At 47.9% G+C, this 20,318-nt stretch carries 13 protein-coding genes; 4 read left to right on the forward strand and 9 right to left on the reverse strand.

Annotated features, from left to right (window positions below):
* Positions 1-26: 26 nt before the first annotated feature.
* The gene (locus tag IV45_RS05715; RefSeq protein ID WP_057741478.1) at positions 27-773 is read left to right on the forward strand and encodes a GntR family transcriptional regulator; all 747 of its coding nucleotides are present in this window, start codon (positions 27-29) and stop codon (positions 771-773) included.
* A gap of 90 nt (positions 774-863) precedes the next feature.
* Here the strand turns inward: IV45_RS05715 and IV45_RS05720 are convergent, their stop codons facing one another.
* The 3 genes from IV45_RS05720 to IV45_RS05730 form a co-directional block, all read right to left on the reverse strand.
* Positions 864-1,355, reverse strand: a complete 492-nt coding sequence (locus tag IV45_RS05720) for a hypothetical protein (protein WP_162257113.1) — start codon at positions 1,353-1,355, stop codon at positions 864-866.
* Between the two features lie 5 nt (positions 1,356-1,360).
* Positions 1,361-2,806, reverse strand: a complete 1,446-nt coding sequence (locus IV45_RS05725) for a 6-phospho-beta-glucosidase (protein ID WP_057741482.1) — start codon at positions 2,804-2,806, stop codon at positions 1,361-1,363.
* Between the two features lie 152 nt (positions 2,807-2,958).
* The gene (locus tag IV45_RS05730; protein ID WP_157051217.1) at positions 2,959-3,885 is read right to left on the reverse strand and encodes a helix-turn-helix domain-containing protein; all 927 of its coding nucleotides are present in this window, start codon (positions 3,883-3,885) and stop codon (positions 2,959-2,961) included.
* 209 nt (positions 3,886-4,094) lie between these two features.
* Here IV45_RS05730 and IV45_RS05735 point away from each other — a divergent pair, with 209 nt between their 5' ends.
* Both IV45_RS05735 and IV45_RS05740 read left to right on the forward strand, forming a co-directional pair.
* Positions 4,095-6,149, forward strand: coding sequence for a glycoside hydrolase family 31 protein (locus tag IV45_RS05735; protein ID WP_057741483.1), 2,055 nt, complete (start codon positions 4,095-4,097; stop codon positions 6,147-6,149).
* A 16-nt stretch (positions 6,150-6,165) separates the two neighbouring features.
* Positions 6,166-7,524, forward strand: a complete 1,359-nt coding sequence (locus tag IV45_RS05740) for an SLC45 family MFS transporter (protein WP_057741485.1) — start codon at positions 6,166-6,168, stop codon at positions 7,522-7,524.
* Between the two features lie 125 nt (positions 7,525-7,649).
* On the opposite strand, the gene fusA is transcribed toward IV45_RS05740, so the two are convergent.
* From fusA to rpsL, 3 genes are all read right to left on the reverse strand, one after another.
* Positions 7,650-9,743 carry an elongation factor G gene (fusA, locus tag IV45_RS05745; protein ID WP_057741486.1) on the reverse strand — a complete coding sequence of 698 codons (2,094 nt, stop codon included), beginning with the start codon at positions 9,741-9,743 and terminating at the stop codon, positions 7,650-7,652.
* A gap of 116 nt (positions 9,744-9,859) precedes the next feature.
* Complete coding sequence (gene rpsG, locus IV45_RS05750) at positions 9,860-10,330, reverse strand: 30S ribosomal protein S7 (protein ID WP_057741488.1); 471 nt, start codon at positions 10,328-10,330, stop codon at positions 9,860-9,862.
* 23 nt (positions 10,331-10,353) lie between these two features.
* Entirely contained in the window at positions 10,354-10,770 is a 417-nt protein-coding gene (rpsL, locus tag IV45_RS05755) for a 30S ribosomal protein S12 (RefSeq protein WP_057741489.1), read from the reverse strand.
* Between the two features lie 235 nt (positions 10,771-11,005).
* Between rpsL and IV45_RS07810 the strand changes: the two genes are divergently transcribed.
* Positions 11,006-11,692: a prepilin peptidase gene (locus IV45_RS07810; RefSeq protein ID WP_083487281.1), complete on the forward strand. Its 687-nt coding sequence runs from the start codon at positions 11,006-11,008 to the stop codon at positions 11,690-11,692.
* Here the strand turns inward: IV45_RS07810 and IV45_RS05760 are convergent.
* The 3 genes from IV45_RS05760 to rpoB form a co-directional block, all read right to left on the reverse strand.
* Positions 11,633-12,868 carry a DUF998 domain-containing protein gene (locus IV45_RS05760; protein WP_157051218.1) on the reverse strand — a complete coding sequence of 412 codons (1,236 nt, stop codon included), beginning with the start codon at positions 12,866-12,868 and terminating at the stop codon, positions 11,633-11,635. The two genes, IV45_RS07810 and IV45_RS05760, sit on opposite strands and share 60 nt — an antisense overlap.
* Before the next feature lie 153 nt (positions 12,869-13,021).
* The gene (rpoC, locus tag IV45_RS05765; RefSeq protein WP_057741492.1) at positions 13,022-16,687 is read right to left on the reverse strand and encodes a DNA-directed RNA polymerase subunit beta'; all 3,666 of its coding nucleotides are present in this window, start codon (positions 16,685-16,687) and stop codon (positions 13,022-13,024) included.
* A gap of 20 nt (positions 16,688-16,707) precedes the next feature.
* Entirely contained in the window at positions 16,708-20,298 is a 3,591-nt protein-coding gene (gene rpoB / locus IV45_RS05770) for a DNA-directed RNA polymerase subunit beta (protein ID WP_057741494.1), read from the reverse strand.
* Positions 20,299-20,318 lie beyond the last annotated feature (20 nt).

The following is a 20,318-nucleotide window of genomic DNA, read 5'->3' on the forward strand; positions in this document are numbered from 1 at the left end:
CAAGAAATGCGGAGAAATCAACATTTATGCCAAAATATATGCAAGTTGCACAGCAAATTACTAATCAAATTTTGCAAAAAGAATTTGTCAAACAACTACCAAGTGAAAATGAATTGATCGAGCAGTATGAGGTCAGCCGGAATACCATCCGCAACGCAATCAACGTTTTAGCCAGTCAAGGACTCATCCGGCGGGTTCAAGGTAGCGGCTACTACATCAATCAACACATCCTGCGCTCCACTGATTTGCTCATGATGGGAGCCAAAAACGGGATTAAGCCGGAGAAGTTCCGCAAAGACTCCCTAAAAAACGACATCAATTCAAACAGTCGCGTCAACTCCAAGGTGGTCCACCTTGATGACACCACTGCCAAGGGTGAAGTGGCCGCAATGCTGGAGTGTGACGAAAGCACGCCGATTTACTACTGTGAACGGGTACGGTTTTTGAATGGCAACCTCCTTTGTCTGGAAAAGGCCTACTATTTGAAAGAATTCGTGCCGTTCTTAAATGAAGACATTTGTAAAAAATCCATTTTTGACTTCATCAAGAAGCAGTACAACATTGAAACGGAATCCGCTGATGACTTCATTAAGCTGGTCACCATTAGCAAAGAGGACGCCAAATTAGTGGACAAAGAAGCTGGAGCACCGGCCATTAACATCCGCGAAATTAATTATTTGAAGAACAACCGTCCATTTAACTGCTCGAGTATCAATTACTTCGACGAAAATTTAACTTTCTACTACCATCTCGACACATTAATCAGCCATTAAGATCACCACAAAAAAATTCGGTGAGTTTTCAAATTGAAAGCTCACCGATTTTTTGTTTTAGTACTTAAATATCAACCCTAGTTCGACAGGTTAATGACTTGTTGTTTTCTTCTGATAACGCATGATAGTGAGATAATAACGGTCCTCATCCTTGGCAATCTTGACCGCCCGCTGCAAGGCAAAGCCAGCTAACAGAATGCCAACCAATAAAATCGTCAGTAGATACTCGTCCCCATTTTGGTTCAGAAATGGGTAGAGTTGTCTGAATAGCGGGGTGAAATAGCAAAACGAGAAAGCTACGTTAGCCAGAGTTTGGATTAGGTAATAGAGCTCAGTTTTGCGGATTGTATTCTGACTGTTATGAAACTTCTCCTTCTGCTCCCAGATGGCCGGGCCGCTCAAGATCAGCAAAAGCAATGGCACTACTGCCACCAGGCTCTTGCCCATACTTAAGGTGATCAACCACCAAAAGTTGGCAAAGAAGAAGACCGCAGTGATATAGCGAATGGCCAGATAACGGTTGTAGTAGATGTCCTTTTTTTGCCATTCCTTTTCTCTTTGACTAACGTGCATTGCTGCCATCCCCTTTACTTGCTTTGCAGATCAGCACCGTTGCTTTTGATGACGTTCTTGTACCAGTAGAATGAGTCTTTGCGTGAACGCTTCAAAGTCCCATTACCCTGGTCATCCTTGTCAACGTAGATAAAGCCGTACCGCTTGGACATCTGGCCAGTCCCGGCAGAAACAAGGTCGATGCAGCCCCATGGAGTGTAGCCCATCAAGTCAACCCCATCTAAAGCAACCGCCTTTTCCATTTCAGAAATGTGGCTCTGCAGGTACTTGATCCGATAGTCGTCATGGATGCTACCGTCAGCTTCAACCTTGTCGCGAGCACCCATCCCGTTTTCAACGATGAATAACGGCTTGTGATAACGGTCGGTCAGCCAGTTTAAGGCATAACGCAAGCCTTCAGGGTCAATTGACCAGTCCCACTGGGTCTTCGGCAGATACTTGTTATCAACCACCGCTGCATCGAGGTCGGTCAAGTGGTCGGCGTCGACCTTCTTTGCCGAAACCGTCATTGATTCATAGTAAGAGAAGCCGACATAGTCAACGGTGCCCTCACGCAAAATCTGCCGGTCCTCTGCGGTAATGTCTGGCCGGTAGCCCTTTTGCTTAAGGTAGGCTTCAACCTCCTTTGGATAAACACCATTGACGTGCACATCGCTGAACCAGTAACGCCGCTGGGCAACCCGCTGAGCCAACAAGGTGTCGTCTGGATCACAGGTTGCCGGATAAACGGAAGCAAAGTTGACCATGCAACCGATCTTCATCTTCGGGTTGATTTGGTGAGCAATCTTAACGGCCAGTGCTGAAGCCACCAGTTCATAGTGGGCAGCCTGGTACATCGCTGCTTCACGATTCTGCCCCTTCTTGAAGAGGATTCCGGAATTGGTGGCCATCAAGAAGGCATTATTAAATGCTGATTGGTTGTCAATTTCGTTAAACGTCATCCAGTACTTAACCTTGTGCTGGTAACGTTTGAAGACGACGCGAGCATAGCGGGTGAAGAAATCGATTGTCTTCCGCGACTGCCAGCCGCCATACTTCTTGACCAAGTGCCATGGCATTTCAAAGTGGTGCAGAGTGATCACTGGTTCAATCCCATACTTATGGCATTCATCAAATAGGTCATCGTAAAACTTTAATCCTGCTTCATTTGGTTCTGCATCATCGCCGTTCGGGAAGATCCGCGTCCAAGCGATGGATGTCCGGAAGCACTTGAAGCCCATCTCGGCCATCAACTTAATATCTTCTTTGTAGTGATGATAGAAATCAATGGCCTCATGGTTCGGGTAGTTTTCACCCTTTAAGACACCATCAGTGATTTTACGTGGCACCCCGTTGGCACCGGCCGTCATCACATCCGCAACTGATGGACCCTTGCCATCAACATTCCAAGCACCTTCAACTTGGTGAGCAGCAACGGCACCGCCCCACAGAAAGCCTTTTGGCATTTTTGCTTCAAACATTATCTTGACCTCACTTTGTTAATTACACTTTCTAGAAACCGTTTACACCACTAAGTTTAATTTGTTGGTATAAATTAGTCAAGTTCCAATAAATAATGATTACTGCAGAAAAAATATACCCCAAGGCCAAGCGTCTTGGGGTACATTTTTGTCTATTGATGATTCTGACTTTCCCGCGTTTTCGTATCATTCAGCAAAAAGTCACGCATGTATTGCTGTCGGTATTGGGTCGGTGTCTGCCCAATGTGCTTCTTGAACACCCGCAGGAAGTATTTCTCGTCATTAAAGTAGGACCGGTCGGCAATCACCTTCAGCGGCAAGTTGGATTGCAGCAAAAGGCCACAGGCGATCTCCAGTTTCTTATGCACAATCAAGTTAGAGGCCGTCATGCCCGTTTCCGCTTTGATTAAGCGGCTGATGTAGCGGTAATTCATTTGAAAATGGTCGGCCAGTGACTTGACCGTCGTCTTTTCATCCAAATTTTGATTTAGCCAATCAATAATTTCTAAGGCTCTCGGATTCGACCTGGTCAGATTATGCAGGCTGGCAATAAAGTCGTTGGTGATTTTCAGCATCAAACTCGTGATGACATAGGAAGGAAGAGCATCCGAGTAGTAATTTCCCTTGATTACTAGCAAAGCATTCAGGCAATCGGTGTTAATCCCACTGAAATCACGCAACTGGTACTGCTCAGGGATAATCACATTGTTCACCAATTGACTCAGCTTTTTGCGGTTAGCCAGATCGGTTTTCACCTGCTTGACGTCAACCAATGAGCGATCATCTTTCGGCAGAAACTGGAACCAGTAAAAATCAGCTTGATTCGTCTGACTGACCACCTGCAGTTCTTGGTGCGGGCCAATCACAATACAAGTGCCCTTTTTCATCCGCCGCACCCGTTGATCAACCACCAATTGGCATTGGCCACGAGAACAAATGAACAGTTCGTACGCCTTCACCGGTTCGTTATTGACGTAGTTTTGGCTCTCCCTGACGATTTTCTTGCCAGAGGCATAGTGGTGGAAGGGACAGTCACTATTAAACAAGAAAACTCGATGGTTACTTTTGTCCACTTCCATGATGGGTCACCTCACAATTCGTTCACCTATTTTTACATTCTATGAATAAATCATTTACCAAGGCATAAAGTGTCAAAAAATACACACCTTTTTAGCCATTAAAGCGGTTACAGCCAGCCTAGCAAAGTCATATAACAATAAGTGTTAGTTGGTCATTGCAATTAACTTCATTATAACAGTTCATAAAAATCTTAGAGGAGATGTTTCTCATGGCTGTAATGGAAAAAAGGAATAATGGATTATATTGGGAGCACGCTGGTGAGCAATTGCTGATCCAATCATGGGGTAAGGATTCTCTGCGTGTCAGAGTAACGAAGAAGAATGACTTCACGCCTAACCAAGACTGGGCATTGGCGTATTCCAAGGATCAGGCTGGTCAACCCAACGAGATCAACATTGATCAAGATCAGAATCAATGCCAGATCAAGAATGGCAATATTACTGCTAAAATCAATGAATTTGGTTGGCTGACCATCACGAACGCCAGCGGCAAAGTACTGTTGGAAGAACGCTGGCAGGTTAAGCCTGGTGGTAAGAAGACCAGTCCGCTGGGAATTCCAGGCCGGGAATTGAAGCCAATCATCGGCGGCGATTATTCAGCAACCATGCGTTTTGAAGCCTTCGATGGCGAAAAGATTTATGGTATGGGCCAACGTCAAGAAAAGCAATTGAACTACAAGGGCTGCATTCTTGAATTAGCTCAGCGTAACACCCAAGCAACCGTACCATTCGTTCTTTCTAACCGTGGTTACGGCTTCTTATGGAATAACCCTGCTATTGGTCAAGTTACCTTTGCCAACAATGAAACAAAATGGGAAGCTAAGGATACCGATCAGCTGGACTTCTGGGTCACCGCAGCCGATACACCATCCGAGATCGTTGAAAACTACACTAACGCAACGGGTAAGGTTCCAATGCTGCCACAGTTTGCTAGTGGTTTCTGGCAGTGCAAATTGCGTTACAAGACCCAGGACGAACTGCTCAAGGTTGCTCATGAATACAAGGACAAGGGCCTGCCGATCAATGTCATCGTAATCGACTTCTTCCACTGGCCAAAACAAGGTGAATGGAAGTTTGACCCTAAGTATTGGCCAGATCCAAAGGGCATGGTTGACGAATTGAAGAAGATGGGCATCAAACTGATGGTTTCCATCTGGCCAACCGTCGACGTTAACAGCGAAAATTATGACGAAATGAACGACAAGGGCTACCTGGTCAGAGCCGAAAGAATGTACCAAGATTCCTACCACTTCATGGGTAATGAAACCTTCTTCGACGCAACCAATCCTGGTGCCCGGAAGTTCATCTGGGACAAGGTCAAGCAGCACTATTACGACAACGGTGTACGCATGTTCTGGCTCGACGAAGCAGAACCAGAATACGGCTTCATGTACGACTTCGACCACTTCCGTTACTTCCAAGGTCCTGCTCTGAAGCTCAGCAACATCTACCCACTGGACTATGCCAAGGCCTTTTATGAAGGACAAAAGGCAGCCGGTCAGAAAGAAATTGTCAACCTGGTTCGCTGTGTTTGGTCCGGTAGTCAAAAGTACGGTGTCGTTCTGTGGTCCGGTGATGTCCACTCCACCTTCGAATCACTGCAGAAACAAGTATGTGCCGGTCTGAATGCCGGCCTGTCCGGGATTTCTTGGTGGACGACTGATATCGGTGGCTTCACTGGCGGTAACGTTCACGACCCAAAGTTCCATGAATTGCTGACGCGGTGGTTCCAGTTTGGTACCTTCTGCCCAATCATGCGTTTGCACGGCTTCCGTGAACCAGCTGAACAGACAATTGAACACGCCGACCGGATGTTTAACAAGCCATTCGGCAGCGGTGCCTTCAACGAAATTTACAAGTACCCGAAAGCCACTTACCAGATTCTGCGCAAGTACCTGTTCATGCGTGAAGCCATCCGTCCTTACGTCATGGAGCAGATGAAGAAGGCTCACGAAGACGGTACGCCAGTCATGCGGCCACTCTTCTACGACTTCCACAACGACGATCATGCATGGGACATTTCCGATGAATACATGTTTGGCCCAGATGTCTTAGTTTCACCAATTCTTCATGCCGGTCAAAGTCAGCGCGATGTCTACTTGCCAAGTGGTGCGGACTGGATCAACGTCAACGACAAGAAGACCTACCATGGTGGTCAAACCGTGACTGTTCCTTGCCCAATTGACACGATCCCACTCTTCACCCGTGCAAGTCACCCACTCAAAAGCTTGTTAGACTTCACCACCCCTGCTGAAAAGGACTAAGTGGGAGGTCGTATTTATGAGTGAGAAAAACAGTAAACAAGTTAACCTCGACGCCAACTTGCCCGACTTATCCAAATGGGTGATCTTCTCCATCACCTTTGGTTTCTTAGGCATCAACATGGGCTTTTCCTTGCAAAGTTCCCAAATGAGCCGGATCTTTCAGTCCATCGGTGCCAACCCGAACAGTCTGGGCTTCTTCTTCATCTTCCCTGGCCTAATGGGGATGATCGTCCAGCCGTTAGTTGGTAAATATTCCGACCGGACCTGGAACCGATTTGGCCGGCGGATGCCCTACCTGCTCTTTGGGGCCCCAATTGCCGCATTGGTCCTTTTGATGCTGCCATTCTCCGGTTCTCTGGGCTTTGGCTATGGCTCGATGGCGGCCATGATTTTTGCTGCCTTTGCCGTCTGCTTTATGGACCTGTTCAACAACATATGTATGCAGCCATTCCGGATGATCGTCGGTGATATGGTCAACAACAAGCAGAAGAACTTTGCTTGGTCTTTGCAGCAAATCTTCTTCAATGGTGGTGGGATCCTTGCATCACTATTGCCATTCATCTTCACCGCCTGCGGCATGCAAAACACGGCCAAAAAGGGGGTGGTTCCAAATACGGTCATCTATGCCTACGTTGTTGCTGCCGTTGTACTGTTGGTAACCAGCATGTGGACAGTCTTCAACGTCAAGGAATACGATCCAGAAACTTATGCTCGGTATCATGGCATTGATCCTAAAGCCAACAAGAAGTCGGTCAGCTTGTTCCACTTAATTAAGGTTGCCCCACGTGCATTCTGGGAACTGTGCCTGGTTCAATTCTTTAGCTGGGTCGGCATCATGTACGTGTGGACCTACACCACCGGGACGTTAGCTAAGAACGTTTGGCACACCACTAATCCGACCAGTGCTGGTTTCCAAGCCGCTGGTAACTGGTACGGTGTCCTGACTGCCATTTTAAGTATCGCCGGGATTTGCTGGGGCTTCCTATACTCCCATGCTAAGACCACCACGCGGAAGAAATGGTATGCTGCTGGTTTGATCATGGGTGGCATTGGCTTGATCATGGTATCGATGATTCATGACAAATGGCTCACCGTCGTAGCATTCATCCTCTTTGGGATCTGCTACTTCACGATCCACACATTGCCATTTACCCTGCTAACTTCTTCTTTAAATGGCCAAAATGAAGGCGCCTATATCGGTCTCTTCAACATTGGTATCTGTCTGCCACAGATTGTGGCCTCACTGATGAGCTTTATCATCTTCCCATTAGTCGGTCACAGCCAACCAATGATGATGCTGATCGCAGGCATCTCACTGCTCATTGCAGCGATTGCAGTTCGGGGTGTCCACGAAGGCGTTACCGTTAAGAATTAACAACAAATTAATTAAAGCTGTTAATGTCCAGTTTGTCTGGACACTAACAGCTTTTTTGTTTCAACAGACCACAAAAAAATCCGCCCAAGAATCTTCTTGGACGGATTTATTTATATGATCACCAATTAGTCTTCGGCGTTGCCACCGTTCTTCTTGATGATGTCTTCTTGGATGCTCTTTGGAACCTTAGCGTAGTGGTCAAAGGTCATCGTGAAGGTACCACGACCTTGGGTAGCACTCCGCAGGGTCGTAGCGTAACCAAACATTTCAGACAGCGGAACGAAGGCGTGAACCAGTTGAGAACTGCCACGTTCTTCCATCCCTTCGATGTTACCACGACGAGCAGTAACGTGACCCATAACGTCACCCAGGTTATCCTGAGGACATACGATGTCAACCTTCATAACTGGTTCCAGAATAACTGGATCAGCCTTCTTAGCGGCATTCTTCAGGGCCAGTGATGCAGCAACCTTAAATGCGGCTTCAGAGGAGTCGACTTCGTGGTAACTACCATCGTAGAGCTTTGCGTGCATGTCAACTAATGGGTAGCCGGCCAGCACACCGTTTGCCATAGCTTCCTTCAAACCTTGTTCAACGGCTGGGATGTATTCACGAGGAACAACACCACCGACAATGGCATCTTCAAATTCGAAGCCCTTGCCTTCTTCAAGTGGAGTGAATTCGATCCAAACATCACCATATTGACCTTTACCACCGGTTTGACGAACAAACTTACCTTGTGCGGAAGCTTGCTTAGTGAATGCTTCACGGTAGGAAACTTGTGGCTTACCAACAGTAACTTCGGCGTGGAATTCACGACGCAGACGTTCAACAATGATGTCCAGGTGCAGCTCACCCATCCCGGCAATCAGCGTTTCACCAGTTTCAGGGTTGGTTTCAGCCTTGAAAGTTGGGTCTTCTTCAGCCAGCTTCTGCAGACCCTTGTCCATCTTGTCTTGGTCAGCCTTAGACTTTGGTTCAACAGAAACCTGAATAACAGGGTCTGGGAAGTCCATGGATTCCAGTTGCAGTGGGTGATCTGGGTCAGTCAGGGAGTCACCAGTAGTGGTGTTCTTCAGACCAATAGCAGCGGCGATATCACCAGAGAAGACTTCTGGAATTTCGTGTTGTTGGTTAGAGTGCATTTGCAGCAGACGACCAATACGTTCACGCTTGTCCTTGGTTGCGTTCAGAACGTAAGAACCGGACTGTAATGAACCAGTGTAGACACGTAAGAAAGTCAGACGACCAACGAATGGGTCAGTAGCAATCTTAAATGCCAAGGCAGCGAATGGCTTGTCGTCACCGGCAGTCAGTTCAACTTCCTTGCCATCAGCATCGTGGGCAATAAATGGCTTAACGTCCAGTGGAGATGGCAGGTAGTCGATAACAGCATCCAACAGCATTTGGATACCCTTATCCTTGTAAGCAGAACCAGCCAATACTGGGTAGAGGTCTTCGTTCAGAGTACCCTTACGAATGGCAGCCTTGATTTCGTCAACGGAAATTTCGTCACCATCCAGGTACTTTTCCATGATGCCGTCATCGATGTCAGCCAGAGTTTCCAGCATCTCATCGTGCATCTTGTCAGCCTTGTCCTTCAAGTCGGCTGGAATATCAGTGGTGTCCCAGTGAGTACCTAACTTATCTTCGTCGTAAACGTATGCGCACATCTTAACCAGGTCAACGACACCCTGGAAGTTGTCTTCAGCACCGATTGGCAGCTGAATTGGCAGTGGGGTAACGTTCAGACGGTCCTTGATAGTCTGGACAGAGTAGTCAAAGTTGGCACCCATCTTGTCCATCTTGTTAGCAAAGATAATCCGTGGAACGTTGAAGTCGTCAGATTGACGCCAAACAGTTTCGGTTTGTGGTTCAACACCAGCTTGGGCATCCAGGATAACGATCGCACCATCAAGGACACGCAGTGCACGTTCAACTTCGACAGTGAAGTCAACGTGTCCTGGGGTATCGATAATGTTGATTCGGTGATCCTTCCAAACGGCAGTGGTGGCAGCGGACGTGATAGTGATACCACGTTCCTTTTCTTCGTCCATCCAGTCCATTTGTGAATCCCCATCGTGGGTTTCACCAATCTTGTGAATCTTACCAGTGTAGTAGAGAACCCGTTCAGTAGCGGTAGTCTTACCAGCATCGATGTGAGCAACAATACCGATGTTACGGGTCTTAGCAAGTGGATATTCACGTTTGTTAGCCATCTTTATGTATATCTCCCTTCAGATAAACTTTAATCTGCTTTTTTAGAAAAAGGGGTGACGGTTAAACTAAACTGCGTCGCCCCTTTAAAAACCAGTCAAATACTGATTTTAAGATATTACCAACGGTAGTGTGCAAATGCCCGGTTAGCTTCGGCCATCCGCAGCGTGTCTTCCTTTTTCTTGATTGATGCACCAGTGTTGTTGGATGCGTCAATGATTTCAGCAGCCAAACGCTGAACCATCGTGTGTTCACCACGAAGACGAGCGTATTGGGTCAACCAACGAAGAGCCAGCGTCCGTTGACGGTCTGGACGAACTTCGATTGGTACTTGGTAGTTAGAACCACCGATACGGCGAGCCTTAACTTCCAGAGCAGGTTGTACGTTTTCAATAGCTTGCTGGAATACTTCAACTGGGTCATTGCCAGTCTGATCTTTGATTTCGTTAAATGCTTGGTACAAGATCTTGGAAGCAGTGCCCCGCTTACCATCAAGCATCAAGTGGTTGATCATGCTGGTAACCAGCTTTGAGTTATAAATTGGGTCTGGTAAAACTTCAGGCTTTACAATATGTCCTTTACGCGGCATGTCTTAATCTCCCTTCCTGATAATTACTTCTTCTTAGGACGCTTAGCACCGTACTTGGAACGGCTCTGCATACGGCCTTCAACACCAGCGGTATCAAGAGTACCACGAATGATGTGGTAACGAACCCCTGGTAAGTCCTTAACACGGCCCCCACGAATCAGAACAACTGAGTGTTCCTGCAGGTTGTGACCGATACCTGGGATGTAAGCAGTAACTTCCATCAGGTTTGAGAGACGAACACGGGCGTACTTACGCAAAGCTGAGTTTGGCTTCTTTGGCGTCATAGTACCAACACGGGTAGCAACCCCACGCTTTTGTGGTGACGGAGTCTTAACTTCTTCCTTCTTAAAACTGTTGTAGACAAAGCCTAATGCTGGTGACTTTGACTTGCCCTTGTGGCTCTTCCGGCCGTTCTTGACCAGTTGGTTAATAGTAGGCATAATTGATCCCCTTTCTGAAATGTAAGTCCACACATCCAGGTGGTTCTTTTTAAACCATAAAAAAAGCTGGATGTTAAATTTCGTGCTATCGCTGACGCATCGTCTGCCCAACGACAGACACTATCGTTGCTCGAAAAAGCACCTTTACAAATCTAACACGCAGCTTCAAAAAAGTCAACGTAATTAATATATTCCCAGCTTTTTTACGTCCATAGATAATGAAGGACATGATATTATGACCAAACTGCTTTTACTGATGGTGCTCGGCAGCTGCTGGGCGTCTTTTTGCTGCACAATGACCTGGCGCTACCTGCTCGACCACAAGCACTACCCTCACCGGCGCTGGTCATGTTGCGATCATTGTGGCAGACGCCTGACTTGGTGGCAATTGATTCCGGTATGGAGCTTCTTGCTTTTACACGGTCACTGCAAGTATTGTCACACGCAAATTGACTACTGGTGGCCCCTGTGCGAACTACTAATGGGCATTTTATGGGGATTAGCTTTTACTCGACCCCTGCCCGAGCTAGTCATCTGCGGCGCGGTCAGTTCCGCTTGCCTAATCATCAGCACACAGGATCATTTCGACCACCGTTTTCAACCCATCTGGCTCCTCCTTTGGCCATTAATCCTGATTTTTGCCCACTGGCCACGCCATCTCTTAATCGACATGTGTCAGGTAGGCCTATTAACTTGTGGCTATTACTGTTCACGGATCGGCCATGGTGATCTGGACGCCATGATCATGTTAACCATTGTGCTGGGTAGTTTTCAAAGCAGTCTGATTATCCTAGCCGCCTGCCTTTTAGCCTTAGCCGATCCACCCTTGTACCAACACCAGCCAGTCCCCTTTATTCCTTTTTTAAGCCTGGCCTTTCTCTGCTACTTGGCCTTCCCCGCTTTCAGCTTTTGGCTCTGTTGACACTGCTTCCTCTGTGGATTCAGTTGGCACCGACTTGATTTCAACGGGGAAAATGATGACGTTGTTGGACACCAAGTTACCTATATATTGGAAAAGCAGCAAGATCCAGGCAAAGGCCAGCACAAATGCGATCAGTTCGAAAGCCGTTAACGATAAGTAGGTAAAGACTTTAAAAATCAGGTAATCGGCAGTCAAAATACCGCCAATCGTATACGACACCACAAGAAACTGGTGGGTAACATCCGGCAAGCACCATCGAACCACGATGATCATAATCAGCATGAAGTAAATCAGCCACATCGAGATCCGGTCGTGGAGCACATGATAACGCGAGTCGTTGGGGAAGATCCCAATTGCTGCCACGCAGGCCGCCAACCCATACAACAGCCAGCGCAGAATTTGAATCTCCCAGCCCGAGTAACGCTGACCCAGGTTAACAAAGAGGTAATCGATCAGCATCATCATCAATAAACCCGAGAAGATCAGGGTGATGTTGAATTGCCAATTACTATTGTTCTGGGCGGTCCCCAAGAAGCTGAAGTTGTGCTGCCACCAATTCTTCGACGAATTCGTCAGCATGGAGAAACCGACCCCACCGACAATCATAACGGTCATCAGGTTGGTAACCACCCCGGACGACAGCGTCATCGCCAAGTTAATCATCAGATAGTTGGTCAAGGCAACCGCCAACATGACCAAGACGGAGGCCGTGTAAGGGTCAAGGATCAGGCCCTTGAACAGTTGGCTGATCATCCAGAAGATGGCCATTGTGGTAAAAGTGATGATCATGCCACAGGCCACCACTAACGGGATCAGACTCCGCCAAGAGAAGTTCTTGGCTGGGCCGGTACCCTTCCGTTTCTGGTGAATGAAAGTAATGGCAAAGGTAATCGTTCCAGAAACCGCCGCCAAAATAATAGAGGCAAAGGAAATGGAATAATTACCGCTAAAAGGTACTAGGCGCATCCGCCGCTCACTAACCGCAAAGAGGAAGACGATTGCGGAAATGATGGCCAAGACGCCATACCACCAGAATTTAATCTGGGGCACCATGTCGGATACATTGCTGGGCCGGACCACGACTTGACGGTGGCTGATCCACATCGAATAGTCGGTCTTGTCGAGTCCTAATTTTTTGGCCGCATCTGCTGGCACTTCCAAACGATACTTTTTCATCAAATCACTTCCTCTTTAAACTTCATTAGACTAGCACTTCTGTCACCCAAATAACAAGTCTTGGCCTGAAACAAATTCAACAACTGGTGGCAAAATAAAACGGCCATTAACCAGTATCGGTTAACAGCCGTTGTTTATCTAATTAATGAAAGATTAGTGCTTATCCTGATCCTTCATTTGTTCTTCCATTTCGCGAATTGACGAGTTAGGCAGTGAGGTCACAGCGCCATCGGCAGTCGCACCAACTGAAGCTTCCTTCGGCTTGATGTGACGGTAAGTGGACATCCCAGTACCAGCTGGAATGATCTTCCCGATGATGACGTTTTCCTTCAAACCAACCAGTGGGTCTTCCTTGCCACGAATTGCAGCATCGGTAAGTACCCGCGTCGTTTCCTGGAATGATGCGGCTGACAGGAAACTGTTGGTCTCCAGGGCAGCCTTCGTGATCCCTAAGATAACTGGACGTGCAGTTGCCGGAATACCACCGGAAATCAACGTCTTGTAGTTAGCGTCACGGAATTGACCAATGTCCATCAGTTGACCTGGCAGAACATCCGTGTCACCAGGATCCATGATACGTACCTTCCGCATCATTTGCCGAATCATGATTTCAACGTGCTTATCCAGCAGGTCGATACCTTGCATCCGGTAAACCTTTTGAACTTCGGCCAACAGGTAGGTTTCCGTAGACAGAACGTCGCGAACCCGAATCAATTCCTTTGGATCAATTGACCCTTCGTTCAGGGCAGCACCACGGTGAATGAAGTCACCTTCAGCAACCCGCATCCGTGCCGTGATTGGCAGGGTGTAAGTCCGGGTGTCGTTTTCACCCTTAACAGTAACGTCCTTCGTCTGTTCAGCTGGATCTTCTTCAATAGATTCAACCGTCCCAGTAACTTCGGAAATCGTTGCTTTACCTTTAGGGTTCCGTGCTTCAACAATTTCTTGAACACGAGGAAGACCTTGGGTGATATCTTCGTTGCCGGCAACACCACCAGTGTGGAAGTTACGCAGCGTCAGTTGAGTACCAGGTTCACCAATGGATTGAGCGGCAACCGTACCAATTGCTTCACCGGCTTCAACCTTGTCACCGGTAGCGGCGTTACGACCGTAGCAGCGTTCACAAACACCGTGTTCAGTGTTGCAAGTGAAGGCGGAACGAATCGTAACCTTCTTGACACCGGCATCAACGATCTTTTGAGCCATGTCTTCGTCAAGCAGGACGTTCTTGCCAACGATCTTCTTGCCGGTCTTTGGATCAAAGACGGACTTCATGGTGTAACGACCAAGGATCCGGTCGTACAGTGGTTCAATCATTTCGTTACCGTTCGTAATTGCGGAAACTTCCAAACCACGGTCGGTACCACAATCTTTTTCACGAACGATCACGTCTTGAGCAACATCAACCAGACGACGGGTCAAGTAACCTGAGTTGGCAGTCTTCAAGGCGGTATCAGTCATACCCTTACGAGCACCGTGAGAAGAAATGAACATTTCCAGAACTGACAGACCTTCACGGAAGTTGGACAGGATAGGCAGTTCCATGATCTTACCAGATGGAGAAGCCATCAGACCACGCATCCCGGCCAGTTGCGTAAAGTTAGAAATGTTACCACGGGCACCGGAGTCGGACATCATGTTGATTGGGTTGTGGATATCCATGTGCTCGATCAGCTTGTTTTGAACTTCATCCTTGGCATCGTTCCAGATACCAATAACCCGTTCGTACCGTTCGTTGTCAGTAATCAGACCACGACGGAACTGCTTAGTAACCAGGGCAACTTGCTTACGAGCCTTAGCAATAATTTCTGGCTTTTCCTTCAAGTCGGTGATATCGGAAATACCAACGGTCAGACCAGAAATGGTTGATTCGTAGTAACCAAGGTCCTTCATGCGGTCCAGGAACTGTGAAGTCTTAGTAACCTTGTACTTCTTGTAGATCTCGGCAATGATGTCGGACAAGAAGCCCTTCTTGAATGGCGGTACCAGTGGAGCATTTTCCAGGTAATCGTGAACATTTTCACCCTTATCCAGGAAGTACTTGTCAGGCACACCGTTCAGCAGGTTGTCTTTGGTTGGTTCGTTAATGTAGGCGTAGTCATCAGGCATGATGGTGTTGAAGATCAACTTACCAACAGAGGTCATCATGATCTTGCCCCGTTGTTCGTCAGTAAATGGCTTGTCAGGGTAAGCAGCAACCTGAACACCAACACGAGTCTGCAGAGCAACATAACCATTCTTGTATGCCATGATTGCTTCATTGGCATCCTTGAAGATCATGCCTTCGCCTTCACGACCCTTGTCTTCAGTGGTCATGTAGTAGTTACCAATAACCATATCTTGTGAAGGAGCAACAATTGGTTCCCCGTCACGTGGTGAAAGAATATGGTGGGCAGCCAGCATCAGCAATCGTGCTTCGGCTTGGGCTTCATCTGACAGTGGCACGTGGATAGCCATTTGGTCACCATCGAAGTCGGCGTTGTAGGCGGTACATACCAGTGGGTGCAGACGCATGGACTTACCAGAAACCAAGATTGGTTCGAAGGCTTGAATACCCAGACGGTGAAGCGTAGGTGCCCGGTTCAGAAGGACTGGGTGTTCCTTAATAACGTCTTCCAAAACATCGAAGACTTTATTATCACGCTTGTCGATCATCCGCTTGGCAGCCTTCACGTTGTTAACCAGCTTCCGCTTAGTTAATTCGTGCATGATGAATGGCTTGAACAGTTCCAGAGCCATCGGGATTGGCAGCCCCATTTGGTTCATCTTCAGGGATGGACCAACATCGATAACGGAACGGCCAGAGTAGTCAACACGCTTCCCTAACAGGTTTTGACGGAAACGACCCTGCTTACCTTTCAACAGGTGAGACAGTGACTTCAGCGGACGGTTACCTGGGCCGGCAACTGGACGACCACGACGACCGTTATCAATCAAAGCATCAACGGCTTCTTGCAGCATCCGCTTTTCGTTTTGAACGATGATCCCAGGGGCGTTCAAAGCCAGCAGCCGCTTCAGACGGTTGTTACGGTTGATAACCCGCCGGTACAAGTCGTTCAAATCAGAGGTCGCAAAACGGCCACCTTCCAGTTGAACCATTGGCCGTAAGTCAGGCGGCATAACCGGGATAACGGTCATGACCATCCATTCCGGCTTGTTACCAGACTTGATAAAGGCTTCCAGAATGTCCAAACGACGAACGGCACGCGTCCGCTTCTGACCCGTAGCTTCCTTCAAAGTAGCCTTCAGTTCAGCGGCTTCCTTCTCCAGGTCAACATCCTTCAGGAGCTTTTGGACGGCTTCGGCACCCATTTCAGCAACGAAACGATCGCCGTATTCAGCCTTCTTGTCACGGTATTCAGCTTCGGTCAGCAGTTGCTTCTTTTCCAGCGGCGTATCACCAGGATCCAGCACAACGTAAGCTGCGAAGTAGATGATTTCTTCCAGGGCACGTGGGCTCATGTCCAGAACCAAGCCCATCCGAGAAGGAATGCCCTTGAAGTACCAGATGTGAGAAACCGGAGCAGCTAATTCAATGTGGCCCATCCGTTCACGACGAACCTTTGAACTAGTAACCTCGACACCACAACGGTCACAAACCAGGCCCTTGAAACGAACCCGCTTGTACTTACCACAAGCACATTCGTAATCCTTAGTTGGCCCGAAAATCCGTTCGTCAAACAGACCTTCTTTTTCTGGCTTTAAGGTCCGGTAGTTGATGGTTTCTGGCTTCTTTACCTCACCATACGACCAACTGCGGATCTTGTTGGGCGAAGCCAGACCAATCTGCATACTTTCAAAATTATTGACGTCAATCAAAGGATTGTCCTCCTTAATCTTTAGTCTTGCTTAGCTTCATCCGGTTTTGCTTCCGTCGTCTTCTGCTCTTCATCTTTTTGAGCCTGTTCTTCACGGCCGTGTTGAGCAGAACGGCGAACGTTAATCACATCTTCGTCCATGTTCTTTAACTGAACTTCGTGATGGTCATTGTCCAGAACCTTCATGTCCAGACCTAATGACTGCAATTCCTTAACCAGAACACGGAATGATTCTGGTACACCTGGCTTTGGAATCCGGTCACCATTAATGATGGCATCGTAAGTGTTAACCCGGCCGACAACATCGTCTGACTTGTAGGTCAAGATTTCTTGCAGGGTGTATGCGGCACCGTATGCTTCCAGTGCCCAAACTTCCATTTCACCGAAACGTTGGCCACCGAATTGTGCCTTACCACCAAGTGGCTGTTGGGTAACCAGTGAGTATGGTCCAATTGAACGAGCGTGGATCTTGTCGTCAACCATGTGGGCCAGCTTCAGGTAGTGCATGACACCAACGGCAATCCGCTGTTCGAATGGTTCACCGGTCCGACCATCATACAGAATGGTCTTACCATCAGACGGCAGGCCAGCTTCCTTAACGGCGTCCCAAACATCCTTATCAGTAGCACCATCAAAGACAGGCGTTGCGATGTGAATACCTAATTCACGAGCAGCCATCCCTAAGTGCAGTTCGATAACTTGCCCAATGTTCATACGACTTGGCACACCCATTGGACTCAGCATGATGTCGATTGGCGTACCATCTGGCATGTATGGCATATCTTCTTCAGGGATAACAATGGAAACCGTACCTTTGTTACCGTGACGACCAGACATCTTGTCACCAACTTGGATCTTACGCTTTTGAGCGATGTAGACCCGGACCATCTTGTTGACACCAGGTGATAATTCGTCACCGTTTTCACGAGTGAAGACCTTAACGTCCTGGATAATACCGCCACCACCGTGAGGAACACGCAGTGAGGTATCACGAACTTCACGTGACTTTTCACCGAAGATAGCGTGCAGCAGCCGCTCTTCAGCAGACAGTTCAGTCACACCCTTTGGAGTAACCTTACCAACTAAGATGTCGCCATCGTGAACTTCAGCACCAACCCGAACAACACCGTCTTCATCCAAGTTCTTCAGTGCATCGGCACCAACGTTTGGAATTTCACGGGTCATTTCTTCAGGGCCTAACTTAGTTTCACGAGCTTCGGATTCATATGATTCGATATGAATGGAAGTGTAAACGTCGTCCTTAACCAGCCGTTCAGAAATAGCGATGGCATCTTCGAAGTTGTAACCCTGCCAAGTCATGAAGGCAATCAGTGGGTTTTGCCCCAGAGCTAATTCACCCTTTTCCATGGATGGACCGTCAGCCAGAACATCATCGGCATCAACATGTTCACCAACTTTAACGATTGGACGCTGGTTGTAGTTCTTACCACCGTTACTACGACGGAACTTCATCAGCTTGTAGGTGTCTAAGGTGTCATCTTCTTCACGAACCCGGATTTCACGGGCATCGACGTATTCAACGGTCCCAGCCTTCTTGGCAATCAAAGCAACCCCAGAGTCGTGGGCAGCCTTGTATTCAATCCCGGTACCAATCAGTGGAGCGTGTGGGTTGATCAACGGAACGGCTTGCCGTTGCATGTTGGCACCCATCAGCGCACGGTTGGAGTCATCGTTTTCCAAGAATGGAATACATGCGGAAGCGACGGAAACTACTTGCTTTGGCGAAACGTCCATGTAATCAACGTTGTCGGCAGAGGTTTCAATGTAGTCATCCTTATCACGACACATGATTTCATCTTCAGCGAAGGAGCCATCATCGTTCAGCGGCGTGTTGGCTTGGGCAATGATGTAGTTATCTTCTTCGTCGGCAGTCAGGTAGTCGATCTTATCGGTAACCTTGTGCGTCTTCCAGGAAACACGACGGTAAGGGGTTTCGATGAAGCCGTACTTGTTAACCCGGGCGTAGGAAGCCAGCGAGTTAATCAGACCAATGTTAGGACCTTCAGGAGTTTCAATTGGGCACATACGACCATAGTGGGTGTAGTGCACGTCACGAACTTCATAACCGGCACGGTCACGAGTCAAACCACCAGGACCTAAGGCAGACAGACGCCGCTTGTGGGTTAATTCACCCAGCGGGTTAGTTTGGTCCATGAATTGTGACAGTTGTGAAGAACCGAAGAATTCCTTAATGGAAGCAACCACTGGCCGAATGTTAATCAGCTGTTGTGGCGTAACCGTGTTGATATCCTGAATGGACATCCGTTCACGAACAACCCGTTCCATCCGGGCTAAACCAATCCGGAACTGGTTTTGCAGCAGTTCACCAACGGAACGAATACGACGGTTGCCTAAGTGGTCAATATCGTCGGTCGTACCGATGCCTTCTTGCAAGTTGAAGAAGTAGTTAACTGAAGCAATGATGTCGGCTGGCTGAATGTGCTTCAGTTCCAACGGAATGTGACCATTGGCAACGATTGGCACAACGCGGTCAGGATCATTCTTGGAGTAAACCAGGATCTTTTGCAGCTTAACTGGCTTCGTAACAACGGCTTCGTCAGATGGAGTGTAGGTAATCATCTTGAAGTCATCCCGTGCCAGTGCTGGTTCCAGCTTCTTCAGTACTTCCTTGGTAACCACATCACCCTTGTTGGCGAGGATTTCACCAGTGTCAGGGTCAGCCAAAGTTTCAGCTAAGGTTTGGCCAAGCAGACGGTACTTCATCATCAGCTTCTTGTTAGTCTTGTAACGGCCAACTGGAGCCATGTCGTAACGACGTGGATCGAAGAAACGTGCCGTCAAAAGGCTCCGGGCAGAATCAGCAGTCTTTGGTTCACCTGGACGCAGACGTTCGTAAATGTCCTTCAAGGATTCTTCAACCCGTGAGTCTTCAGCGTTCTTGTGGACATCCTTATCCAAGGTTGCAGCCAATGATTCTGAATTACCACCCAGCATATCAATGATTTCATCATCGGAGCCAAAACCTAATGCCCGCACTAATTCGGTCATTGGCAGCTTACGGGTCCGGTCAATCCGTACATATGAAATGCCCTTAGCGTCAGTTTCGTATTCCAGCCATGCACCACGGTTAGGAATGAAGTTGGCGCTGAAGTTGGTCCGGCCATTCTTGTCGGTTTCCTTGTCATAGTAAATACCTGGGGAACGAACCAATTGTGAAACAATTACCCGTTCGGCCCCGTTGATAATGAAAGTCCCCTGATCAGTCATCAGTGGGAAGTCACCAAAGAAGACATCCTGTGACTTGATTTCACCAGTTTCGTGGTTGGTCAAACGCAGGGTAACGTGCAATGGTGCAGAGTAGTTTGCATCGTGTTCACGTGCTTCGTCTTCCGTATACTTGGGTTCCAGGAGCTGGTAATCAACGAACTCCAGTGACAGCTTGCCTTGGAAGTCATCAATCGGCATGATGTCGTTGAACATCTCACGCAGGCCCTTATCCATGAACCAATTGTAAGAGTTGGTTTGAATTTCAATCAGGTTTGGCAGGTCGAGAACTTCCTTAATCCGGGAGTAGCTGCGGCGAGTACGGTGTTTACCATATTTAACTAAATGTCCAGCCAAAGTATTCACCTCTCTAATTTGTTGGGTGA

It is taken from the genome of Limosilactobacillus secaliphilus (assembly GCF_001437055.1).
Taxonomy (GTDB): Bacteria; Bacillota; Bacilli; order Lactobacillales; family Lactobacillaceae; genus Limosilactobacillus; species Limosilactobacillus secaliphilus.

Bases quoted from the DNA above. Each gene is read 5' to 3' on its own strand.
- IV45_RS05715 (WP_057741478.1), top strand. From the start codon at position 27: ATGCCAAAATATATGCAAGTTGCACAGCAAATTACTAATCAAATTTTG.
- IV45_RS05720 (WP_162257113.1), bottom strand. From the start codon at position 1,355: ATGGCAGCAATGCACGTTAGTCAAAGAGAAAAGGAATGGCAAAAAAAG.
- IV45_RS05725 (WP_057741482.1), bottom strand. From the start codon at position 2,806: ATGTTTGAAGCAAAAATGCCAAAAGGCTTTCTGTGGGGCGGTGCCGTT.
- IV45_RS05730 (WP_157051217.1), bottom strand. From the start codon at position 3,885: ATGGAAGTGGACAAAAGTAACCATCGAGTTTTCTTGTTTAATAGTGAC.
- IV45_RS05735 (WP_057741483.1), top strand. From the start codon at position 4,095: ATGGCTGTAATGGAAAAAAGGAATAATGGATTATATTGGGAGCACGCT.
- IV45_RS05740 (WP_057741485.1), top strand. From the start codon at position 6,166: ATGAGTGAGAAAAACAGTAAACAAGTTAACCTCGACGCCAACTTGCCC.
- fusA (WP_057741486.1), bottom strand. From the start codon at position 9,743: ATGGCTAACAAACGTGAATATCCACTTGCTAAGACCCGTAACATCGGT.
- rpsG (WP_057741488.1), bottom strand. From the start codon at position 10,330: ATGCCGCGTAAAGGACATATTGTAAAGCCTGAAGTTTTACCAGACCCA.
- rpsL (WP_057741489.1), bottom strand. From the start codon at position 10,770: ATGCCTACTATTAACCAACTGGTCAAGAACGGCCGGAAGAGCCACAAG.
- IV45_RS07810 (WP_083487281.1), top strand. From the start codon at position 11,006: ATGACCAAACTGCTTTTACTGATGGTGCTCGGCAGCTGCTGGGCGTCT.
- IV45_RS05760 (WP_157051218.1), bottom strand. From the start codon at position 12,868: ATGAAAAAGTATCGTTTGGAAGTGCCAGCAGATGCGGCCAAAAAATTA.